18 protein-coding genes are annotated in these 16605 nt (G+C 71.6%); 8 read left to right on the top strand and 10 right to left on the bottom strand.

Annotation, left to right across the window (positions count from 1 at the left end):
* Nucleotides 1-18: 18 nt before the first annotated feature.
* From VZF99_RS14055 to VZF99_RS14045, 3 genes are read left to right on the top strand one after another with little or no spacing between them, the layout of a single operon-like run.
* On the top strand, nt 19-1095 hold the full coding sequence (locus VZF99_RS14055) for a diacylglycerol kinase (protein ID WP_407335119.1): 1077 nt from the start codon (nt 19-21) through the stop codon (nt 1093-1095).
* A complete protein-coding gene (locus VZF99_RS14050; RefSeq protein ID WP_407335118.1) occupies nt 1092-2063 on the top strand; it encodes an esterase/lipase family protein in 972 nt (323 codons plus the stop codon). The genes VZF99_RS14055 and VZF99_RS14050 overlap by 4 nt, the downstream gene beginning before the upstream one ends.
* Nucleotides 2060-3040, top strand: coding sequence for an esterase/lipase family protein (locus VZF99_RS14045; protein WP_407335117.1), 981 nt, complete (start codon nt 2060-2062; stop codon nt 3038-3040). Before VZF99_RS14050 ends, VZF99_RS14045 begins: the two co-directional genes overlap by 4 nt.
* Before the next feature lie 22 nt (nt 3041-3062).
* Here VZF99_RS14045 and VZF99_RS14040 read toward each other — a convergent pair whose 3' ends face one another.
* The 3 genes from VZF99_RS14040 to VZF99_RS14030 form a co-directional block, all read right to left on the bottom strand.
* Nucleotides 3063-4004: an Ig-like domain-containing protein gene (locus tag VZF99_RS14040; protein WP_096906663.1), complete on the bottom strand. Its 942-nt coding sequence runs from the start codon at nt 4002-4004 to the stop codon at nt 3063-3065.
* Nucleotides 4005-4121: 117 nt separating this feature from the next.
* Nucleotides 4122-5039 carry an Ig-like domain-containing protein gene (locus tag VZF99_RS14035; protein ID WP_407335116.1) on the bottom strand — a complete coding sequence of 306 codons (918 nt, stop codon included), beginning with the start codon at nt 5037-5039 and terminating at the stop codon, nt 4122-4124.
* A gap of 553 nt (nt 5040-5592) precedes the next feature.
* Nucleotides 5593-6519, bottom strand: coding sequence for a hypothetical protein (locus VZF99_RS14030; RefSeq protein ID WP_407335115.1), 927 nt, complete (start codon nt 6517-6519; stop codon nt 5593-5595).
* 99 nt (nt 6520-6618) lie between these two features.
* Here VZF99_RS14030 and VZF99_RS14025 point away from each other — a divergent pair, with 99 nt between their 5' ends.
* Nucleotides 6619-7146, top strand: a complete 528-nt coding sequence (locus VZF99_RS14025) for a DUF1990 family protein (RefSeq protein ID WP_407335114.1) — start codon at nt 6619-6621, stop codon at nt 7144-7146.
* Here the strand turns inward: VZF99_RS14025 and VZF99_RS14020 are convergent.
* A complete protein-coding gene (locus VZF99_RS14020) occupies nt 7143-7802 on the bottom strand; it encodes a TetR family transcriptional regulator (RefSeq protein WP_407335113.1) in 660 nt (219 codons plus the stop codon). The two genes, VZF99_RS14025 and VZF99_RS14020, sit on opposite strands and share 4 nt — an antisense overlap.
* A 91-nt stretch (nt 7803-7893) precedes the next feature.
* On the opposite strand from VZF99_RS14020, the gene VZF99_RS14015 reads away from it, so the two are divergent.
* The gene (locus tag VZF99_RS14015) at nt 7894-8442 is read left to right on the top strand and encodes a DUF2020 domain-containing protein (RefSeq protein WP_407335112.1); all 549 of its coding nucleotides are present in this window, start codon (nt 7894-7896) and stop codon (nt 8440-8442) included.
* A gap of 34 nt (nt 8443-8476) precedes the next feature.
* On the opposite strand, the gene VZF99_RS14010 is transcribed toward VZF99_RS14015, so the two are convergent.
* The 5 genes from VZF99_RS14010 to VZF99_RS13990 form a co-directional block, all read right to left on the bottom strand.
* Complete coding sequence (locus VZF99_RS14010) at nt 8477-9079, bottom strand: TetR/AcrR family transcriptional regulator (RefSeq protein WP_120286491.1); 603 nt, start codon at nt 9077-9079, stop codon at nt 8477-8479.
* Between the two features lie 94 nt (nt 9080-9173).
* A complete protein-coding gene (locus VZF99_RS14005) occupies nt 9174-9392 on the bottom strand; it encodes an antitoxin (protein ID WP_120286471.1) in 219 nt (72 codons plus the stop codon).
* A 103-nt stretch (nt 9393-9495) separates the two neighbouring features.
* Nucleotides 9496-9774 carry a GlsB/YeaQ/YmgE family stress response membrane protein gene (locus VZF99_RS14000; RefSeq protein ID WP_120286470.1) on the bottom strand — a complete coding sequence of 93 codons (279 nt, stop codon included), beginning with the start codon at nt 9772-9774 and terminating at the stop codon, nt 9496-9498.
* Between the two features lie 159 nt (nt 9775-9933).
* Entirely contained in the window at nt 9934-10224 is a 291-nt protein-coding gene (locus VZF99_RS13995) for a GNAT family N-acetyltransferase (RefSeq protein ID WP_407335111.1), read from the bottom strand.
* Nucleotides 10221-11117, bottom strand: a complete 897-nt coding sequence (locus VZF99_RS13990) for a universal stress protein (protein WP_067717200.1) — start codon at nt 11115-11117, stop codon at nt 10221-10223. The genes VZF99_RS13995 and VZF99_RS13990 overlap by 4 nt, the downstream gene beginning before the upstream one ends.
* Before the next feature lie 271 nt (nt 11118-11388).
* On the opposite strand from VZF99_RS13990, the gene VZF99_RS13985 reads away from it, so the two are divergent.
* From VZF99_RS13985 to VZF99_RS13975, 3 genes are read left to right on the top strand one after another with little or no spacing between them, the layout of a single operon-like run.
* The gene (locus VZF99_RS13985) at nt 11389-12387 is read left to right on the top strand and encodes a pseudouridine synthase (RefSeq protein WP_407335110.1); all 999 of its coding nucleotides are present in this window, start codon (nt 11389-11391) and stop codon (nt 12385-12387) included.
* Between the two features lie 27 nt (nt 12388-12414).
* Complete coding sequence (locus VZF99_RS13980; protein ID WP_067717202.1) at nt 12415-13185, top strand: ABC transporter ATP-binding protein; 771 nt, start codon at nt 12415-12417, stop codon at nt 13183-13185.
* Nucleotides 13185-15794: an ABC transporter permease gene (locus tag VZF99_RS13975; RefSeq protein ID WP_407335109.1), complete on the top strand. Its 2610-nt coding sequence runs from the start codon at nt 13185-13187 to the stop codon at nt 15792-15794. The genes VZF99_RS13980 and VZF99_RS13975 overlap by 1 nt, the downstream gene beginning before the upstream one ends.
* A gap of 46 nt (nt 15795-15840) precedes the next feature.
* Here the strand turns inward: VZF99_RS13975 and VZF99_RS13970 are convergent, their stop codons facing one another.
* Nucleotides 15841-16440: a TetR/AcrR family transcriptional regulator gene (locus VZF99_RS13970; protein ID WP_069390120.1), complete on the bottom strand. Its 600-nt coding sequence runs from the start codon at nt 16438-16440 to the stop codon at nt 15841-15843.
* Nucleotides 16441-16605 lie beyond the last annotated feature (165 nt).

Raw genomic sequence — 16605 nt, 5'->3', positions numbered from 1 at the left:
TGGATAGTGTCGGTGCCCATGACGATCCGGGTGGTGGAATGGTCGACGGGGTATCTGGGCCGGATGGCGGTCGAGGCGATCGCCGCCCGGCCCGAGCTGGAACCGGTGGGCGTGTATGTCTCCGACCCGGCCAAGGTCGGCGTCGACGCCGGGCGACTCGCCGGGATGAACCGCGACGTAGGTGTTGACGCCACCGATGACACCGCCGCGCTGCTCGCGCTGGACCCGGACGTCGTGGTCTACACCGCCGAGACCGAGACGCGGTTCATGGAGGCGATCTCCGACTTCGATCGCTTCCTTCGCGCGGGCGTCAACGTGGTGGCCTCCGGCCCCGTCCTGCTCCAGTACCCGCACGGCATCCTGCCCGAGGAGATGATCTCTGAGCTGGTGGCAGCCGGACGTGAAGGCGGCGCCACGCTGCACGTCAACGGCATCGACCCCGGCTTCGCCAACGACGTCCTGCCGTTGGCCATGACGAGCCTGTCCCGGCGGATCGACCACATCCGCGTGGGCGAGATCGCCGACTACTCCGTGTACCACCAGGGCGAGACCATGCGGCGACTGTTCGGCTTCGGCGGATCCATGGACACGCTGCCGCCACTGCTGCGTCCGGGGATGCTGGCGGCGGGCTGGGGATCGGTGGTCCGCCAGCTCGCGGCCGCCCTCGACGTCACCCTGGACGAACCGCTGGTGGAGCGCCATGAGCGACTGCCTGCGGACCGCGACCTGACCCTGCTGGCGTGCGAGGTCCCGGCGGGGACGCAGGCGGCGCTGCGGTTCGAGGTGGTGGGGCAGGTCGACGGCGAGGACCGCATCGTCCTGGAGCACGTCACCCGCACCGCCCACGACCAGGCCCCCGACTGGCCGCGACCCGACCACGGCGACGGCTGCTACCGCATCGAGATCGCCGGCGAGCCCGCGATGCGGGTGGAGTTCGGCCACCACGCCGAGCACGGCGACCACAACGTCTCCGGCATGCTCGTCACCGCGATGCGACTGGTCAACTCGGTGGAGGCGGTCGTGGCGGCGGCGCCGGGACTCGTGTACGCGAAGGACCTCCCGATGATCACCGGGCGTGGCTTAATGAGCACATGAGAACCCTGCGGGCCGCCTTGGCCGTCACCGCCGCCGCCCTTCTCGCGGTGACGGGCGCGGGCGCCGCGAACGCCACCGACCCGTCGACACGGGCACCGCTGCCGGTGCCGTACTCCTTCTTCGCCGGGGCCGCCCAGGCGCTCACGGCCCCGGGGGCGGAGCTGCCCGGGGCCAACGACTGGTCGTGCCGCCCCACCGCCGACAAGCCGCGCCCGGTCGTGTTGGTCCACGGCACCTCCGGTGGCGCGGTCACCAACTGGGCCACCTACGGGCCGCTGCTGCACAACGAGGGCTACTGCGTCTACACGCTCACCTACGGGGCGTTGCCCGGTCAGCCGTGGCCGGTCAGTCTCCTGGGCGGCTTGTCGGACATCACGGAGGTATCGGTGCCGCAGGTCGGCGAGTTCGTCGACCGCGTCCTCGCCTCGACCGGGGCCGAGCAGGTGGACCTCATCGGGCACTCGCAGGGGACGCTCGTCTCCGGCCTGGTCGCCAAGGTCGGCCGACCCGGCAAGGTGAACACCGTCGCCGCGATAGCCCCGCTGTGGCACGGCTCCCGCGGGACCGGGTCCGGGGCGATCGGCACCGCCCTGGCCAGCGGGGACCGCGGACGTGCGGTCGAGATCGCTCCGTCCCTCGGCCAGATGGCCGCCGGGTCGGAGACGCTCGAACTCCTGTGGTCGGGTGGCACCCCCTATGCGCCGGGCGTGACCTACCTCAACCTCGTGACCCGGTACGACCAGCTGGTCCAGCCGTACACCTCCGGTGTGGTCGAGGGCCCGCAGGCCACCAACATCACCATCCAGGACGGGTGCGAGCAGAACAGGGCCGAGCACCTGGCCATCGCCTCGGATCCCCGGACCGCGGACTTCGTGCTGGGCGCCCTCGACCCCGCCGATACTCGTGAACCGCGGTGTGAGGCCGTAGCCCCGTACCTGGGACCGATCCCCCCGCCGCCGGGATCGTGAACCGGACCGGGATCGCGGGACTGCTCGCGGCGGCAGCCCTCGTCGTCGTCGCCCCCGTCCCCGCGGCTGCCGCGCCCACGGCGGCGGCCGCTCCCGCACCCACCACGGACCAGGTCCCGTGGCGGTGGTGGGACGGCGCGGCGTACCAACTCACCCACGGCCTGGCCGATCCGCCCGGGATCAACCGGGACGACTGCCGGCCGACGGCGCAGCGCCCCGCGCCGGTGATCCTCGTGCACGGCACCGGGCTCAACGGCGGGAACTCGTGGGCCACCCTCGGCGCCGCACTGGCCGCCGAGGGCTACTGCGTGTGGGCCCCCACCGTGGGCGCGCCACCCGGACCCGGCGGCGCCCCCGGGTCTGTGGGCGGCGTCGACTCGCTCACCGGCGCCTCCGCGCCGCAGCTCGCCGCAGAGATCGACCGGGTGCGTGCGCTCACCGGGGCCGCCGAGGTGGACCTGGTGGGGCACTCGCAGGGCGCGATCATCGCCTCCTACGTCACCGCGACCGCCCGGGCCGACGCCGTGCGCACCGTCGTCACGCTGGGCGCCGATCCCGCCCGGTCGGGCGACGGGCCGCCCGAGTTCGTCACCGATCTGCTCGGCGTGCTGTCACCCGACACCGCGCGGCAGGACGCCGAGGCGACGCTCGCGTGGCTGGGCGAGGACGGCGTCCCGTTCGCGCGCGGCGTGCGCTACGTGGCGGTGTCCTCGGACTACGACGAGCTCACCGGGCCGGTGGTGGCGCCGGAGGTGCCGGACTTCGTGGACCTGGACGTGGTGCGGCTGCAGGACGGCTGCGAGGTCGACCGCTCGGGGCACCTGACCGTGCTGGCGTCGCCTCGAGCGGTGGACCTGGTGATCGACGCCCTCGGCGGGCCGCGGGGCCCGGGTGGTGTCGAGCCGGCCGCCCCGCCGCCGCGCTGCGTTCCCGCGGATCAGCTGCTGGGCGTGCTCGCGCCCGTTCCGCCCCGGTGACCGCGCCGCCGGCGAGCGGGCGTCAGTAGTTCCAGTCGCCCTGGCCGTCGAACGCGCCGAACGGGCGGCCGGGCCCGTTCTTGACGATGAACGGGTCGCCGTTGCGGCTGGTGTCGTAGTACCAGCGGGCGTCGGCGGGGCTGACGTTGATGCAGCCGTGGGAGACGTTCCGGACACCCTGGTCGGCGACCGACCAGGGTGCGGAGTGGATGTAGATGCCGTCGTAGGAGAGCCGGACGGCGTCGTTGATGATCGAGTTGTACCCGCCGTCCTCGATGCGCAGACCGAACGTCTCCGAGTTCATGCGGACCTCACGGCCGCGCTGGCCGGTGTAGTAGGTGCCGTTGTAGGTCTCCCAGCCGGGCCGTCCGGCGGAGGCTCGCATGGTGCGGATGTGCTGGCCGTTGCGGGTGACCGTGACGAGCTTGGTGCGGTCGTCGAACACGGCGATCACGGCGTCGCCGGTCCGGAACGACTGCTGACGCTTGCCACCGGCCCACACGGTCACGGAGGTGTTGACCGGCCAGAACTCGTGGGGCCGCCAGCGCACCTCGCGGTCGTTCACCCAGTAGAACTTGCCCGGGACCGCCGGCTCGGTGCGGATGCCGATCGTGGCCTCGGCCCGCGCCCGGTCGCGGATGGGGCGGTCGAAGAAGAACATGACCGGCTGTGCCACGCCCACGATCTCGTTCGGGGTGGGGAAGATGTCGACGTTGCCGTACTCGGGCGTCGGCCGCGCGGGCCCGATGACCGGGTAGGTCAGTACGGGCATCGCGGCGACGCCCGGGATGGCCGGCGTGTACAGGGGCGCGTTCTCGAGCTGCGGCACCCCGGGAGGGCTCAGCGGCATGACGGACTGGGCCTCGGCGGTCGGGGCGGTGCCCGCGCCGACCGACACCCCCATGAGGAGCGCGATCGCGGCGAGGACCGCGGCGGCCACCGAGGGGCGGGAGGAACGGGTCATGTGAGGGGCTCCTGAGGACGGCGAGGGATTCTCTAAGCGTTACGACAGACTTCTACCCGGATATATCGTGCGTCACAACCGAAGTGTTTCGGAGCGGCGGCCCGCGGCCGCCCGCGGTCAGTAGTTCCAGTCGCCCTGACCGTCGAACGCGCCGAACGGTCGGCCGGGGCCGCCGGTGACGATGAACGGGTCGCCGTTGCGGGTGTTGTCGAAGTACCAGGCCGCGTCCTCGGGGCTGACGTTGATGCAGCCGTGCGAGACGTTGCGGACGCCCTGGTCGGCGACCGACCACGGCGCCGAGTGGATGAAGATGCCGTCGTAGCTCAGTCGCACGCCGTTCTCGACGGTCGTGTCGTACCCGCCGGCGGTTCGGGACAGTCCCCAGGTCTCCGAGTCCATGCGCACCTCGCGGGCGCGCCAGCCGTTGTAGTAGACGCCGTAGTGGGTGGCGTAGGCGTCGCGGCCGGCGGAGGCCTTCATGGTGCGCACCACCTGGCCGTTGCGGGTGACGGTGACGGTGTGGGTGGCGTCGTCATAGGTCGAGATCACCGCGTCGCCGGTGCGGAAGACGGTCTCACGCCCTCCGGCCCACACGGTGACGGAGGTGCCCGCGGGCCAGAACTCGTGTGGTCGCCAGCGCAGTTCCGAGTCGCCGACCCAGTAGAACTTGCCGTCCACGGCGGGCGCCGTGCGGACTCCCACCGACGCCTCGGCGCGGGCACGGTCGGCGACGGGCTGGTCGAACCGGATCATCACCGGTTGCGCGACGCCCACCGTCTCGCCCGAGGTGGGATAGACGGAGGCCACCCCGGTTTCCGCCGTGGTCCGTCCCACGGCGGGGACGGGCATGGTGAGCACGCCGGTCGATCCGCCGACCGCGGGCAGTGGTGCGGACTCGAGTCCGAGCGCACCGACCGAGCCGGTGGATCCGGTGGGGCCGAGGAGTGACTGCGCGGAGGCGGCGGGGGAGAGGCCGACGACGACGAGGCCGGCCGTGGCCAGAAGCGTTGCGAAGGACCGGGTGCGGCGCGACATCGTTCTCCTCGAAAGCGGGTACCGCGACGGGCGGCGACAGCGGGGGCCGCGCGAGGACGGACGACCAACCCCACGCGCCACATAAGTAACATCAGTAACAGTACATAGCAGGTGCCCGGCCTGTACATCTCCGAGCGCGGGCGGGGATCACGGTGGGTGCCCGCTCCGCGGGGGACGCGCACCGACCCGGCCGGGCACCTTTCCAATGTTCGTTGGTATCGCCGCGGGGAGAACCGCTGGTAGATCCATGCGGCTTCCGTCGTTGAGCGAAAGTCAGCGGAGAAACGCCTGATCATGGGCTTGATCGAACGGCAGCTGCAACATAGGGTCATCTCAGTCACCGCCGAGGGGTGGGTGGCGAAGTGAAGTGGTTGCTGAGGGGCTGCGACTTCACGTAACGAGGGGCCGGTCTTGCCGACCGGGGCACCTGGGGGGGTGCCGACCCGCAGCCGAAAGGCAGCGTGGAGGCCGGATCGTACGCGATCTGCCAGATGGTGGGACGGCGTCGGATGCTGAGGGGCTCCGGCGCCGTTCCCGTCATTTCGGCCCACCTCTAGCCGATGATCTCCTGTGCCACGCGGTGCAGTCCGGCCAGCGCCGACGACTCGGCCTGTGGTGACCTCGGCGTCTCGGGTCTGAGCATGGTGATGTGCCACAGCTCGTCGGCGGAGACGAGGATCGTGTGGACCTCGACGCCGCCGCCGGTGGGCGCCGCCACGCAGTCGATGTACAACGTGGCGGGCCGTGGGCCGACCGCGGCGGGTGCCCCGGGCTCGCCCGGGGCCGTCAGGCCGGCCTCCGCGGCACCCGGTCCGCGGATCTCCGAGCAGGCGTACCTGGCGCCCAGCAGTGTGGCCTGACCCGCGAGCGCGGCCCGGGCACCGTCGCGGGGCGTGACGACCCCGGCGGCAACGGTGTCGGGGACGACGTCCGGATCGAAGGCCGGCGGGGTGGTCGTCGCCGTGGTCGCCGAGGTCGTCGCCGACTCGTCGGCCGTGGTCTCCGCACCCGTGCCCTCCGTACCTTCCGTGCCCTCAGTAACTTCCGTGTCCGCCGATCCCGTATCCGGGACCTCGGCGGCGTCGGTGTCCGTCGCCTCGGCGTCGGTCGTACTGGTGCCCGCCAGTCCGGCTTCGTACCTCTCGGGTGACCCCGGGCCGCCGTAGGTGCACAGCAGCCCCAAGTCGCCGGAACCGGTCGGAGCGACCTCCGGCATGTCGGCACCGGTGAGGTCGATGATCTCCTCGGTGGTCAGGTCGAGGAGATCGCAGGCGTTGAGTCGTTCCTCGGGCGCGGGCCGACCCTCGACCATCTCGGCGGCGACGTCGTGCCGGGGATTCGGGGTGAGTCTCGGCGGGCCCGCGTCACCCGAACCGGGGCCGGTGGCAGTGCATCCGGCGACAGCCACCGTGGCCGCCAGGGCGGCGAACCCTCCGGCGAGACGGCGTCCGCTCGCCGGACGGGGTCGCTGCGATCGCATGGCCCGATCCTACGGGTCGGCCCCACGGCCATGACCCCGACGTCCGGCGTTCACCGCGCGTGCGCGGCCCGCTCATCTCGCTCTGCGACACTGCCGGGTGTGGAAGCGAGACGCGGGCGGGACGCGCAGCCGCTGCCGGGGCCCGCACTCGGCTACCGGCGTTCGGATCTGCACGAACACGGGAGACCTCCCGGGGGGTGGAGGGAGGTCATCGCCCGCGCCGTGCTCGGCGAGGGCGTCGCTCTGTTCGACGGGGCCGCCGACGATCTGCTGAGTCTGGCAGCCCACGCCCGTGCGGGGATCAGGACGGCCCCGGCGGAGCCGCCCCTGGCATCGGACCTCGTCGTGCTCGACGGGCCGATGCGTGGACCCTGCCGACTGGTCGACCTGATCGACGAGTCGCTCCGGCAGGGCGTCGTCGTCGGCACCCTCGAGGGCAACACCGCGGTGGCCGAGCACCGCTGCCACCTCGACCTGCGCCCCGGGACGGACGAGGTCACCGTCACCGTCCGGACGGTGTGGCGGCCGCGCACCTGCTCGGTGCTGCCCGGTGCCGCGGGCCGCGAGGCGCGCGCCTACCAACGCATGGGTGACCGCCTGGTCCGGACGCTCGGCAGCGCTTTCTAACCGGGCACGGCGCCGTCGGGGGCAGCCGGGCCTCTGGTGACGTCGGTCGGCTCGGTCACCGAGCCCCGGATGGCATCGAACGATTCCCGGATGCGGTATTCGAGCAGGGATCCGGGCTCGTCGGTGCGCCACCGTTCCACGGCGATGCGGAGGATCGCGATCGACGCGGCCGCCACCGTCGCGGCCTCCACCGAGTCCGGTTCCCGCCCCTCCCGGCGCGCCACCAGGGCCGCCAGCTCCTTCTCGTTGCACGCCAGGATCTCGTAGACCTGGGTCCGGACGCTCGCCTCCCTGCGCCACATGTCGTGGAATCGGTCAAAGGCCCGGCTCTGTCGCCGTGCGTTGGACACCTGGTGCCACATGAGCCGTGAGAGGGCGGTCATGGTGGACACGCTTCGGTCGGTGAGGAACTCCCTCACCGCGTCGCGACCGGCGGGGGGAGTGTCGGGGATGCACGCGGCGGCCTTGGACGGGAAGTAGTTGAAGAACGTCCGCCGCGACACGTTGGCGGCTCGGGCGATCTCGTCGACCGTCACCGCGTCGAGTCCCCGCTCGATGACCAGATCGACCGCGGCGGCGGAGATCGCACCGCGCAGGTCGCGGCGGCGGTCCTCCGCGCGATCGGCGCCCGGCGCGATGCCGGTGGAGTCGCTCATCTCCCACCTCCCGGTGCCGTCGCCGTGTCGGGCGGTCAGCCGCACCGCCACGGTCAACAGTACTGACCGACGCGGCATCTATCCTGGCGGTATGCACAAACCCGTCTCCCCAGCCCTCGTCGCGGTGTCGGCGGTCCTGCTCGGTGCTCTCGCCGGGTGCGGCGGCGGCTCCGGGCCGGCCCCTGAGATGGGCACCATCCGGACCGCCCCGCCCGAGACGACCGAGCCGGAACTGCCGCCCGTCGAACCTGTCGCCGATGCCGAGTGCCCGTACCTGTCCACCGACGAGGTCACACGGCACAGCGGCCAGCCGGTCACCGACGTGCGGATCGACGACGGCGTGGAGCCCGCGGCCTGCTTCTTCTACGACTCAGACGGCGAGGTGCAGCTCACGACCACCGTGTATTCGGTCGCGTCCCCGGAGCGGGCGGCTGAGCTGGTGGAGGAGTCGGCGCCCTCCGACGAGGCCGAACCCTCACGGGCGGAGGGAGGCTGGAGCGGCGGCCGTACGGTGGGCCTGGGCGGTGCGCTGGTGGTCCTGTCCCGCGACGCCCGGGTGCTGGCCGTGCAGTCCACGCAGGATGACCCGACGACGGCCCAGCGGATCGCCGAGCTCACCGCACCGCGGGTGGCCGGCTGACCCATCGCTCAGTGGGGATCAAGTGCAGTGGGGATCACGTCGGGTCGGTGACCATCCCCAGGATGAGCTCGGCCATGCTGCGGGCGGTCATCGCGGTGGTCCGGACCTCACCGAGCATCGCGGCGGTCACCGAGCCGTCGTGGAGGAGCGCCAACCGGTCTGCCAGGTCGGTGATGTTGTCCGGATCCTCGAGGCCCATGCCGGCGAGCTCGGAGCGCAGGGTCTCGGCGACCCACTGCCGCTGATCGGCCACGGCGGCGCGGATGGCGCGCTCGCCGTCCGTCGCCGGGCTGGGGAACTCGATCGCCGCCGCGAGGTGGCAGGACCCGGGCATGGCGGGCTCGACCTGTTCGCGGACGATGTCGAACAGCGCCAGGATGCGGCCCCGGACATCCGGGGCGAGGTCGGCGCGACGCCGCCACAGGTCACGGTCCCGTTCGGCGACCGACCGAAGGTAGGCCACGACGAGCTCGTCCTTGGACCCGTAGGTGTTGTAGAGGCTTGCTTTGGCCACCCCGGCCTCCCGCAGGATCCGGTCGATCCCGACCGCACGGATCCCGTCGGTGGAGAACAGACGGGTCGCCGTCGCCAGGAGCCGCTCCCGCGGCCCGGGCTTGGTCGACCGTGTGCTCGTCACGGGGTACACACTATCGGCAGTGACCTCCGACACCACGGGGCCGGTGCCGCGCGCTGCGGACACCGGCCCCACGGTTCGGCGGTGCGGTAGACGGTCAGGCAGGGGGCTGCTCGCCCTCGGAAGGCGGGTTGTCGGGCGAGTCCGCGGTGCCGCCGGTGAGGTAGTCGCCGGCCTTCTCCTGGGCCGTGTCGGTGTGCTCGGCGTACTTACCGTCGGTGCGCTGGTCGAACGCGTCACCGGCCTTGTCGAGTACCGAGTCCACCTTGTCCGGGTTCTTTCCCGCGAAATCCTTCGCCTTGTCGAACAGTCCCATGTCGGGCTCCTTCCGTTCAGGGTGATGCAGGACGGACGGCCCGAACCCGACGAGGGGCCGGGCCGTCCGGATGATGTGGTGTCTCTGGCGTCTCGCGCCCGGGTCAGACCTTCGTGCGTCCGCGGCCCTTGATGGCCGAGATCACGAAGATCAGCAGGCAGGCGCCGATGATGGCGGCGACGAAGCCCCAGATGGAGAAGGCCTCGGGCATGCCACCGCCGCTCGTGAAGAGTGAGACGAGGAAGCCGACGACGAATGCGCCGACCACGCCGGCGAGAACGTTGGCGACGAGGCCCATCTGTGCGTTCTTGCCCATGATCATGGACGCGATCCAGCCAGCGAGGCCACCGACGATGATCCAGGAGATGATGCTCCACAACATTGTGGTTGTCCTTTCCCGAGAGTCGTACTCGGCCCGGGACGGGCCGCTCTCTCAGGAGAACACGACACCGACACGAAAGCTTCCGGTAGGGCGCACGGTGGCGTTAAACGTCGCTCACTCGTTACCGGTTCGTGCCCGCCGGGCCACCCGCCCGCGGCCTCAGGCGATCTCCGCGGCCTCCGGGTGCTTCTGGATGTATCCCGCGACGAACGAACACGACGGACGCATCCGCAGTCCCTCCTCCCGGGTCACCTGCAGCGCCTCACCGACCAGCGTCCCGGCGAGACCGCGCCCACCGAATTCGGACGCGACCACCGTGTGGGGGAACTCCCGGACGCCGTCCGTGCCGTCGGAATAGTCGGCGAAACCCGCCACCACGTCGTCGACGAGGATCTCGAATCGCCCGGCGGCGGTGTCACGCCGAACCTGAACGTTGTCCTCGCTGCTCATGAGTGCGATTCCGGGCGGACGACCATTACCGGGCACGGGGCCGCCTGCAGGAGCGCCCGGGAGGTGGAGCCGAGGACCATGCCCGTGAACCCGCCCCGCCCGTGGGAGCCGACGACGACGAGCTGGGCGTTCTCGGCCTGCTCGACGAGTGCCCGGACCGCGCGATCGCGCGTGACGAGCCGCTGCACCTCGACATCGGGGTACCGGTCCGAGAATCCCGCCAGCCGCTCCGACAGCGTCTGGAGCTGCTGCTGCTCGAGTTCCTTCCAGTCATCCTCGGTGAGGGAGATCCCGGCCGCCGCGGCCTGCACCTGCGGATCCATCCAGGTGTGCACGGCGACGAGGGGGGCGGACCGCGCGGAGGCCTCGGCGAACGCCCACTCGGTGGCCTTGGCGCTGACCTCGGAGCCGTCGATCCCCACGACGACCGGGCCGCTGCGGTTCAGGTCGTCCGTGTCCTCCCGGGTCACCACGACCGGGCAGAACGCGTGGCTGGCCACCGCCGCCGACACCGAGCCGAGCACCATGCCCTTGATCCCGCCCAGGCCGCGGGAACCCAGGACGATGAGCTTGGCCTTGCGCGAGTAGTCAATGAGCACCTGCGCGGGGTTGCCCTCGACGATCGCGTGCGACACCTCGATGCCGGGCGCCACCTTGGCCGCGGTCTCACGGGCCTTCTCGATGATGGGCGTGCACTCCCGCTCCAGCTCGTCGTAGACGGGCTGCGGAGGGATCATCCCCTCGGCGAACATCGCGGCCGGCATCGTGTAGCTGGTCACGAGGAGCAGCGGGACGCGGCGGGTGGCGGCGGTGTTGGCGGCGTACGCGACCGCACCGGTGGAGGCGGCGGAGCCGTCGACGCCGACGACAACGGTGTTCTCGAGGGAAGCCATGACCCCGACCCTACCGCCGGGATACGACACCGGATCGCGGTTTGGGAGTGGGCCGTCTAGAGCTGGTCCGGGAACGGGGCGTTGGCCGGGTAGGCCATGTTGAAACTCCCCTGGAACGCCGGGAGGACGACGCGGCCCGGGCCGAAGAGGAAGAAGTCGACGACGACGTCGATCATGGGCACTCCCGAGTTCTCAAGATGCTGGTTCTCGCAGTGACGCGAGGGACAGATGGTGCTCGAGTGAGTGTAGCCCACCGACTAGGCTCGTGGACATGTCCAGCTCGAGACGCCGTGGGCGGCCCCTCCCGTTGCGGAACGGTGTCGACCCGGTCCGGATCCGGCTGGCCGACCCCGGACAGGGGCCTCGCAGCATCCCCGAGGAGTTGCGCCGACGCTTCCCCGACCGGCTCGCCGAGCTCACCGTGGCCCTCGAGGCGGGGCAGGTCGTCACCGCCGACGGGGCACCGGTCACCGCCGCCACCCGGCGGCACCGGGGGATGGACGTGTGGATGTACCGGACGCCGGAGCCCGAGATCCCGGTCCCGTTTGAGGTCGAGGTCCTGCACGCGGACGACCGCCTCGTCGTCGTCGACAAACCCCACTACCTCGCCACGACCCCCCGCGCGGGGCACGTCACCGAGACCGCACTCGTCCGGCTCCGGCGCGATCTCGCGCTGGACGACCTCGCGCCCGCCCACCGCCTCGACCGGCTCACCGCCGGCGTCCTGGTCTTCACCGTCGCTCCCGCGCACCGCGGCGCCTACCAGGAACTCTTCGCCGCCCGCCGGGTCACCAAGACCTACCTGGCGGTCGCGACCGCCCCCGACGGGGTTCCCACCGAACGGCAGCGGTCCAGCCGGATCGTCAAGACCCGCGGCGTCCTGCAGGCGGCCGAGGTCGACGGGGAGCCCGACGCCCACACGCGCATCACCCTCCTGGGCACCCGGGGCGACGGGGCCGGGCGGATCGGGCTCTACCGGCTGGAACCCACCACCGGCCGCACCCACCAGCTGCGCGTGCACATGAACGCCCTCGGGACCCCGATACTCGGCGACGACCTCTACCCCCGTGTGCTCGACGTTGCCCCCGGCGACTTCTCGACACCACTGCAGTTGCTGGCCGAGTCGATCGCCTTCACCGACCCCGTCTCCGGTGAGAATCGCGAGTTCGCCACCCGGCGGACCCTCGACGCCTGGACCCGTGAGCAGGATCAGGGTGGACACCCGGGCAATCCCCCATCGGCTTCCGCTCCGAATTCCTGCAAGCTTTAGATCGACCACCATGATCCGAGGGAGCACATGACCACCCAGGCCGAGACCCACCAACACGACGGCGAACCGCACTCCGCGGCCGCCGTCGCCACCGACCTCGTCATGACCTACGGGGAGGGCGAGACCGAGGTCCGTGCACTCGACCACGTCAGCGCGACCTTCGAACGCGGACGGTTCACGGCGATCATGGGCCCCTCCGGCTCGGGCAAGTCGACCCTCATGCACTGCATGGCGGGACTGGACCGGCCGACCTCCGGGTCGGTGCGGATCGGCGATACCGAGATCGTGGGGCTGGCGGACAAGGAATTGACGGCGCTGCGACGCGACCGCATCGGATTCGTGTTCCAGTCCTTCAACCTCGTCCCGACCCTGACGGCCGAGGAGAACATCACGCTGCCCCAGGACATCGCCGGCCACGGCATCGACCGGGCCTGGTTCGACGAGGTGATCGGCCGGCTGGGGATCGCCGACCGGCTCTCGCACCGGCCGTCCGAACTGTCCGGCGGCCAGCAGCAGCGGGTGGCGTGCGCCCGCGCCCTGGTCGGACGCCCGGACATCCTGTTCGGTGACGAGCCCACCGGCAACCTCGACTCCACCTCCTCGGCCGAGGTCCTGGCCATCCTGCGCAGCGCCGCAGACGACTTCGGTCAGACCGTCGTGATCGTCACCCACGACCCGCGCGCCGCCACCTACGCCGACCGTGTCCTGCTGCTCGCCGACGGCCGGGTCGTCCGCGAGCTCGCCCACCCCACCGCCGACGAGATCCTGGCGGCTATGGGCGCCCTCGAGGAGCGGTGATGGCGGCCAGGCACGCCTCCGGGCACGCCGGACCCGCCGGCGGGGGGCGACACGAGTCCGCCCACACCCCGCGCCACACGCGCCCGATGCTGCGCGTCTCCCTGCGCAACATCGCCGCCCACAAACTCCGCCTGGTGCTGTCCGTGCTGGCGGTGGTCCTGGGCACCGCGTTCGTCACCGGTTCGCTGGTCTTCACCTCCACCCTCAAGAGCACCTTCGACGGACTGCTCGACCAGGGCACCGCGGACCTCGCCGCGATGATCGAACCCGAGGACCCCCGCGGGGCGGGCGTGCCGTTCGAGGTGGCCGAGCAGGTGCTCGACCTGCCGGGCGTCGAGGCGGCCATGCCCGGCGTGTCCGGCACCGTGGTGCTGTTCAACGCCGACGGCACCCCGTACCAGTCCGGCGGCGCGCCGTCCGAGGGCCTTGCCTGGATCGATCCCGACGACGCGGTCGGCGAGAGCAGCTGGATCACGGACGGCCGCGCCCCCGCCGCCGACGACGAGGTCGTCCTCCCCGAGACCGTGCTCACCGCCGCCGGCCTCGCCGTCGGCGACACCGCCGAGGTCTACACCACCGGGCAGGGCGTCCTCGACGTGACCGTCGTGGGTGCCTACGCCAACGAGACCGACATCGGCGGGTACGTGGGCGTCGGGTTCTCCGAGGAACGCGCCCGCGCCCTGTTCACCGACGGCGAGAACGCCTCCAACGTCTCCGTCCGCGCGGAACCGGGCGTGAGTCAGGAGGAGGTCCGCGACACCATCGCGGCCGAGTTCCCCGACTACGAGGTCCGGACCGGCGAGGAGATCAAGGAGCGACTGTCCGAGCAACTGTCGACCGTCCTCGACTTCATCAACTACTTCTTCGTCGCGTTCGGGCTGATCGCGCTGCTGGTCGGCACGTTCATCATCTACAACACCTTCTCCATGCTCGTCGCCCAGCGGCTGCGGGAGCTCGCCCTGCTGCGCGCGATTGGCGCCTCCCGCGGGCAGCTCACCCGGTCGGTGATGGCGGAGGCCGCCGTCACCGGGCTCGTCGGCTCCGGGATCGGCGTGGTGGTGGGCTTCGGCCTGGCCCAGCTGATCTTCGTGGCGCTCGAGGCCTTCGACCTGGGCATTCCGTCCGGAGCCCTCTCGCTCACCCCGATGTCGGTCATCACCCCGCTGGTGTTGGGCTTCGTCGTCACCGTCTTCTCCGCCTGGGCGCCCGCCCGACGCGCCGGACGCGTCGCCCCGGTGCAGGGCATGCGAGTCGGCTCGGCCACCACCGAGGCCGGCGGCGGATGGCGCACCGCCGTCGGCCTGTTCGCCGTGGTGAGCGGCCTCATGCTCGCGGTGATAGGTACCTGGCAGGAGACGACGCGGGACGGTGCGATCACGGTCGGTGTCGGTGCGGCCGCGCTGATCATCGGCAGTTTCCTGGTGATGCCCGCGCTCGCCAAACCGATCGCCGGTGGCATCGGCAGGGTGATCGGCGCACCGTTCGGCGCGGTCGGCAAGCTCGCCGCCACCAACGCCGGACGCAATACCCGCCGGACCGCCGCGACCGCGTTCGCGCTCACGCTGGGACTGACCCTGGTGGCGGCGTTCGGAACCCTCGGCGCCACCACGAAGGAGAGCGTCAGCGGCGTCATCGACCAGGACATCAACGCCGACGTCGTGGTCCAGGGCGTGGCGTCCCAGGGCCCGCCGACCCCGCTGCCCGGCGGCATCGAGCAGCAGATCGCCGACGTCGACGAGGTCGGTGACGTGGCCTGGCTGGCGTTCGCGTTCGCCCAGCTCGCCGGGGAACCGCAGGCGCTGTCCGCCGCCGGCGGGCCCGTCGGCGAGATGATCGACGCCACCGTGGTCGACGGTTCGCTCGACCCCGGCCCCGACTCGCTCGTCGTGTCCCGGACCGTCGCCAGGGACAAGGGGTGGACGATGGGCGCCTCCGTGCCGCTCGTCGCGCCCGACGGCAGTGAGAGCACCCTCCGGGTCACCGGGATCTACGAGGACTCCCAGATCCTCGGGCAGTTCTACACCGGGATGGACGTCTACGAACGCCTGGTGCCGGAGAACCTGCGGTCGACCTTCAACGTGCTCGTCGCGGCGGATGACGGGGTGAGCGAGGACGAGGTCCTCGCGGCGGTGACCGACGAGCTCACCGAGATCCCCATCGCGACGGTCCAGAGCAAGCAGCAGTACATCGACACCCAGACCGGCGGGATCGACCAGCTGTTGACGATCATCTACGCGCTGCTGGGGCTGGCCCTGGTCATCGCGGTCCTGGGCATCGTCAACACCCTCGCCCTGTCGGTGATCGAGCGTCGCACCGAGATCGGGATGCTCCGCGCGGTGGGCATGCAGCGCTCGCAGGTCCGCCGCACGATCAACCTCGAGTCCACGCAGATCGCCGTGTTCGGCGCGTTGATCGGCGCGGCGGTGGGCGTCTACCTCGGCTGGGCGTTCGTCACCGTGCTCGCGGACAGCGGACTGACGGAGACGACGATCCCGTGGGGCAGCATCGGCGTCGTGCTGGCGGCCTCGGCGGTCGTCGGGGTCCTCGCGTCGTTGTGGCCCGCGCACCGGGCCGCCAAGACCGACCCGCTCGAGGCGATCTCGGACTAGCCGCGGGTGCCGCGCGCGGGTGACGCCCGCGAGGGTGGCGCCCGCGCTAGCGGCGGAGGCCGAAGAGGTTGCGGGGACCGCGGTGCTCGTGGCGGGCGAGCACCGCGCCCAGCACCTCGGCGTCGTGCTTGTGGTCGACCTCGACGCCGGCCAGCCTGCCGACCGTGCGCTCCCACAGCAGGCCCTCGTACACGGTCAACAGGTCCAGGGCGGCGGTGGCCGGGTCGCGTAGCCCGGCGGCGTCGAGCGCGCCCACGAGGTCGCTCGGATCGAGCAGTGCGGCCACGAGGTCCGTGGTGTCCTCCTTGCCGGCGAGTTCGACGATCAACGCCGACCTGGCCGCCAGCTCACCGCGGTAGTCGGCCAACAGTCCGTCGACCATGCGCGTGAGCATCCCCAGCACGTCGTCGGCGTCGGAGGACGCCAGTTCCTGGATCCCCGAGACCTCGACGAACCCCCTCAGCAGCGAGGTGAGCCGGTCGACGGTGAGGGTGAGCAGCTGCGCGCGGGTGCGGCAGTAGTAGGAGGTGGAGCCCGAGGGCAATCCCGCCTCCGAGTCCACGGCGCGATGGGTGAGGGCACGGACCCCGTCCCTCGCCACGACCTCGATCGCGGAATCGGCGATGAGCATGCGCCGGTCCTCCATGGGGGCTCCCGTCGTCGTGTTCCACGGACATTCAGCTCGACCGGTGTAGTGCCGGACGTCGACGGGTCCCGCCGACTCGAGCGACAGCCTATCGCCGTACGGGGCCGTCGGCGTCGGAATCACGGACGCCCCGGCACCGGTCTCCGGTGCCGGGGCGTCCCTGGC

This window comes from Dietzia kunjamensis (assembly GCF_045689975.1).
GTDB lineage: Bacteria > Actinomycetota > Actinomycetes > Mycobacteriales > Mycobacteriaceae > Dietzia > Dietzia kunjamensis.
The sequence above is the reverse complement of the archived record's forward strand: the minus strand, read 5'-3'. Positions and strand labels throughout refer to the sequence as shown.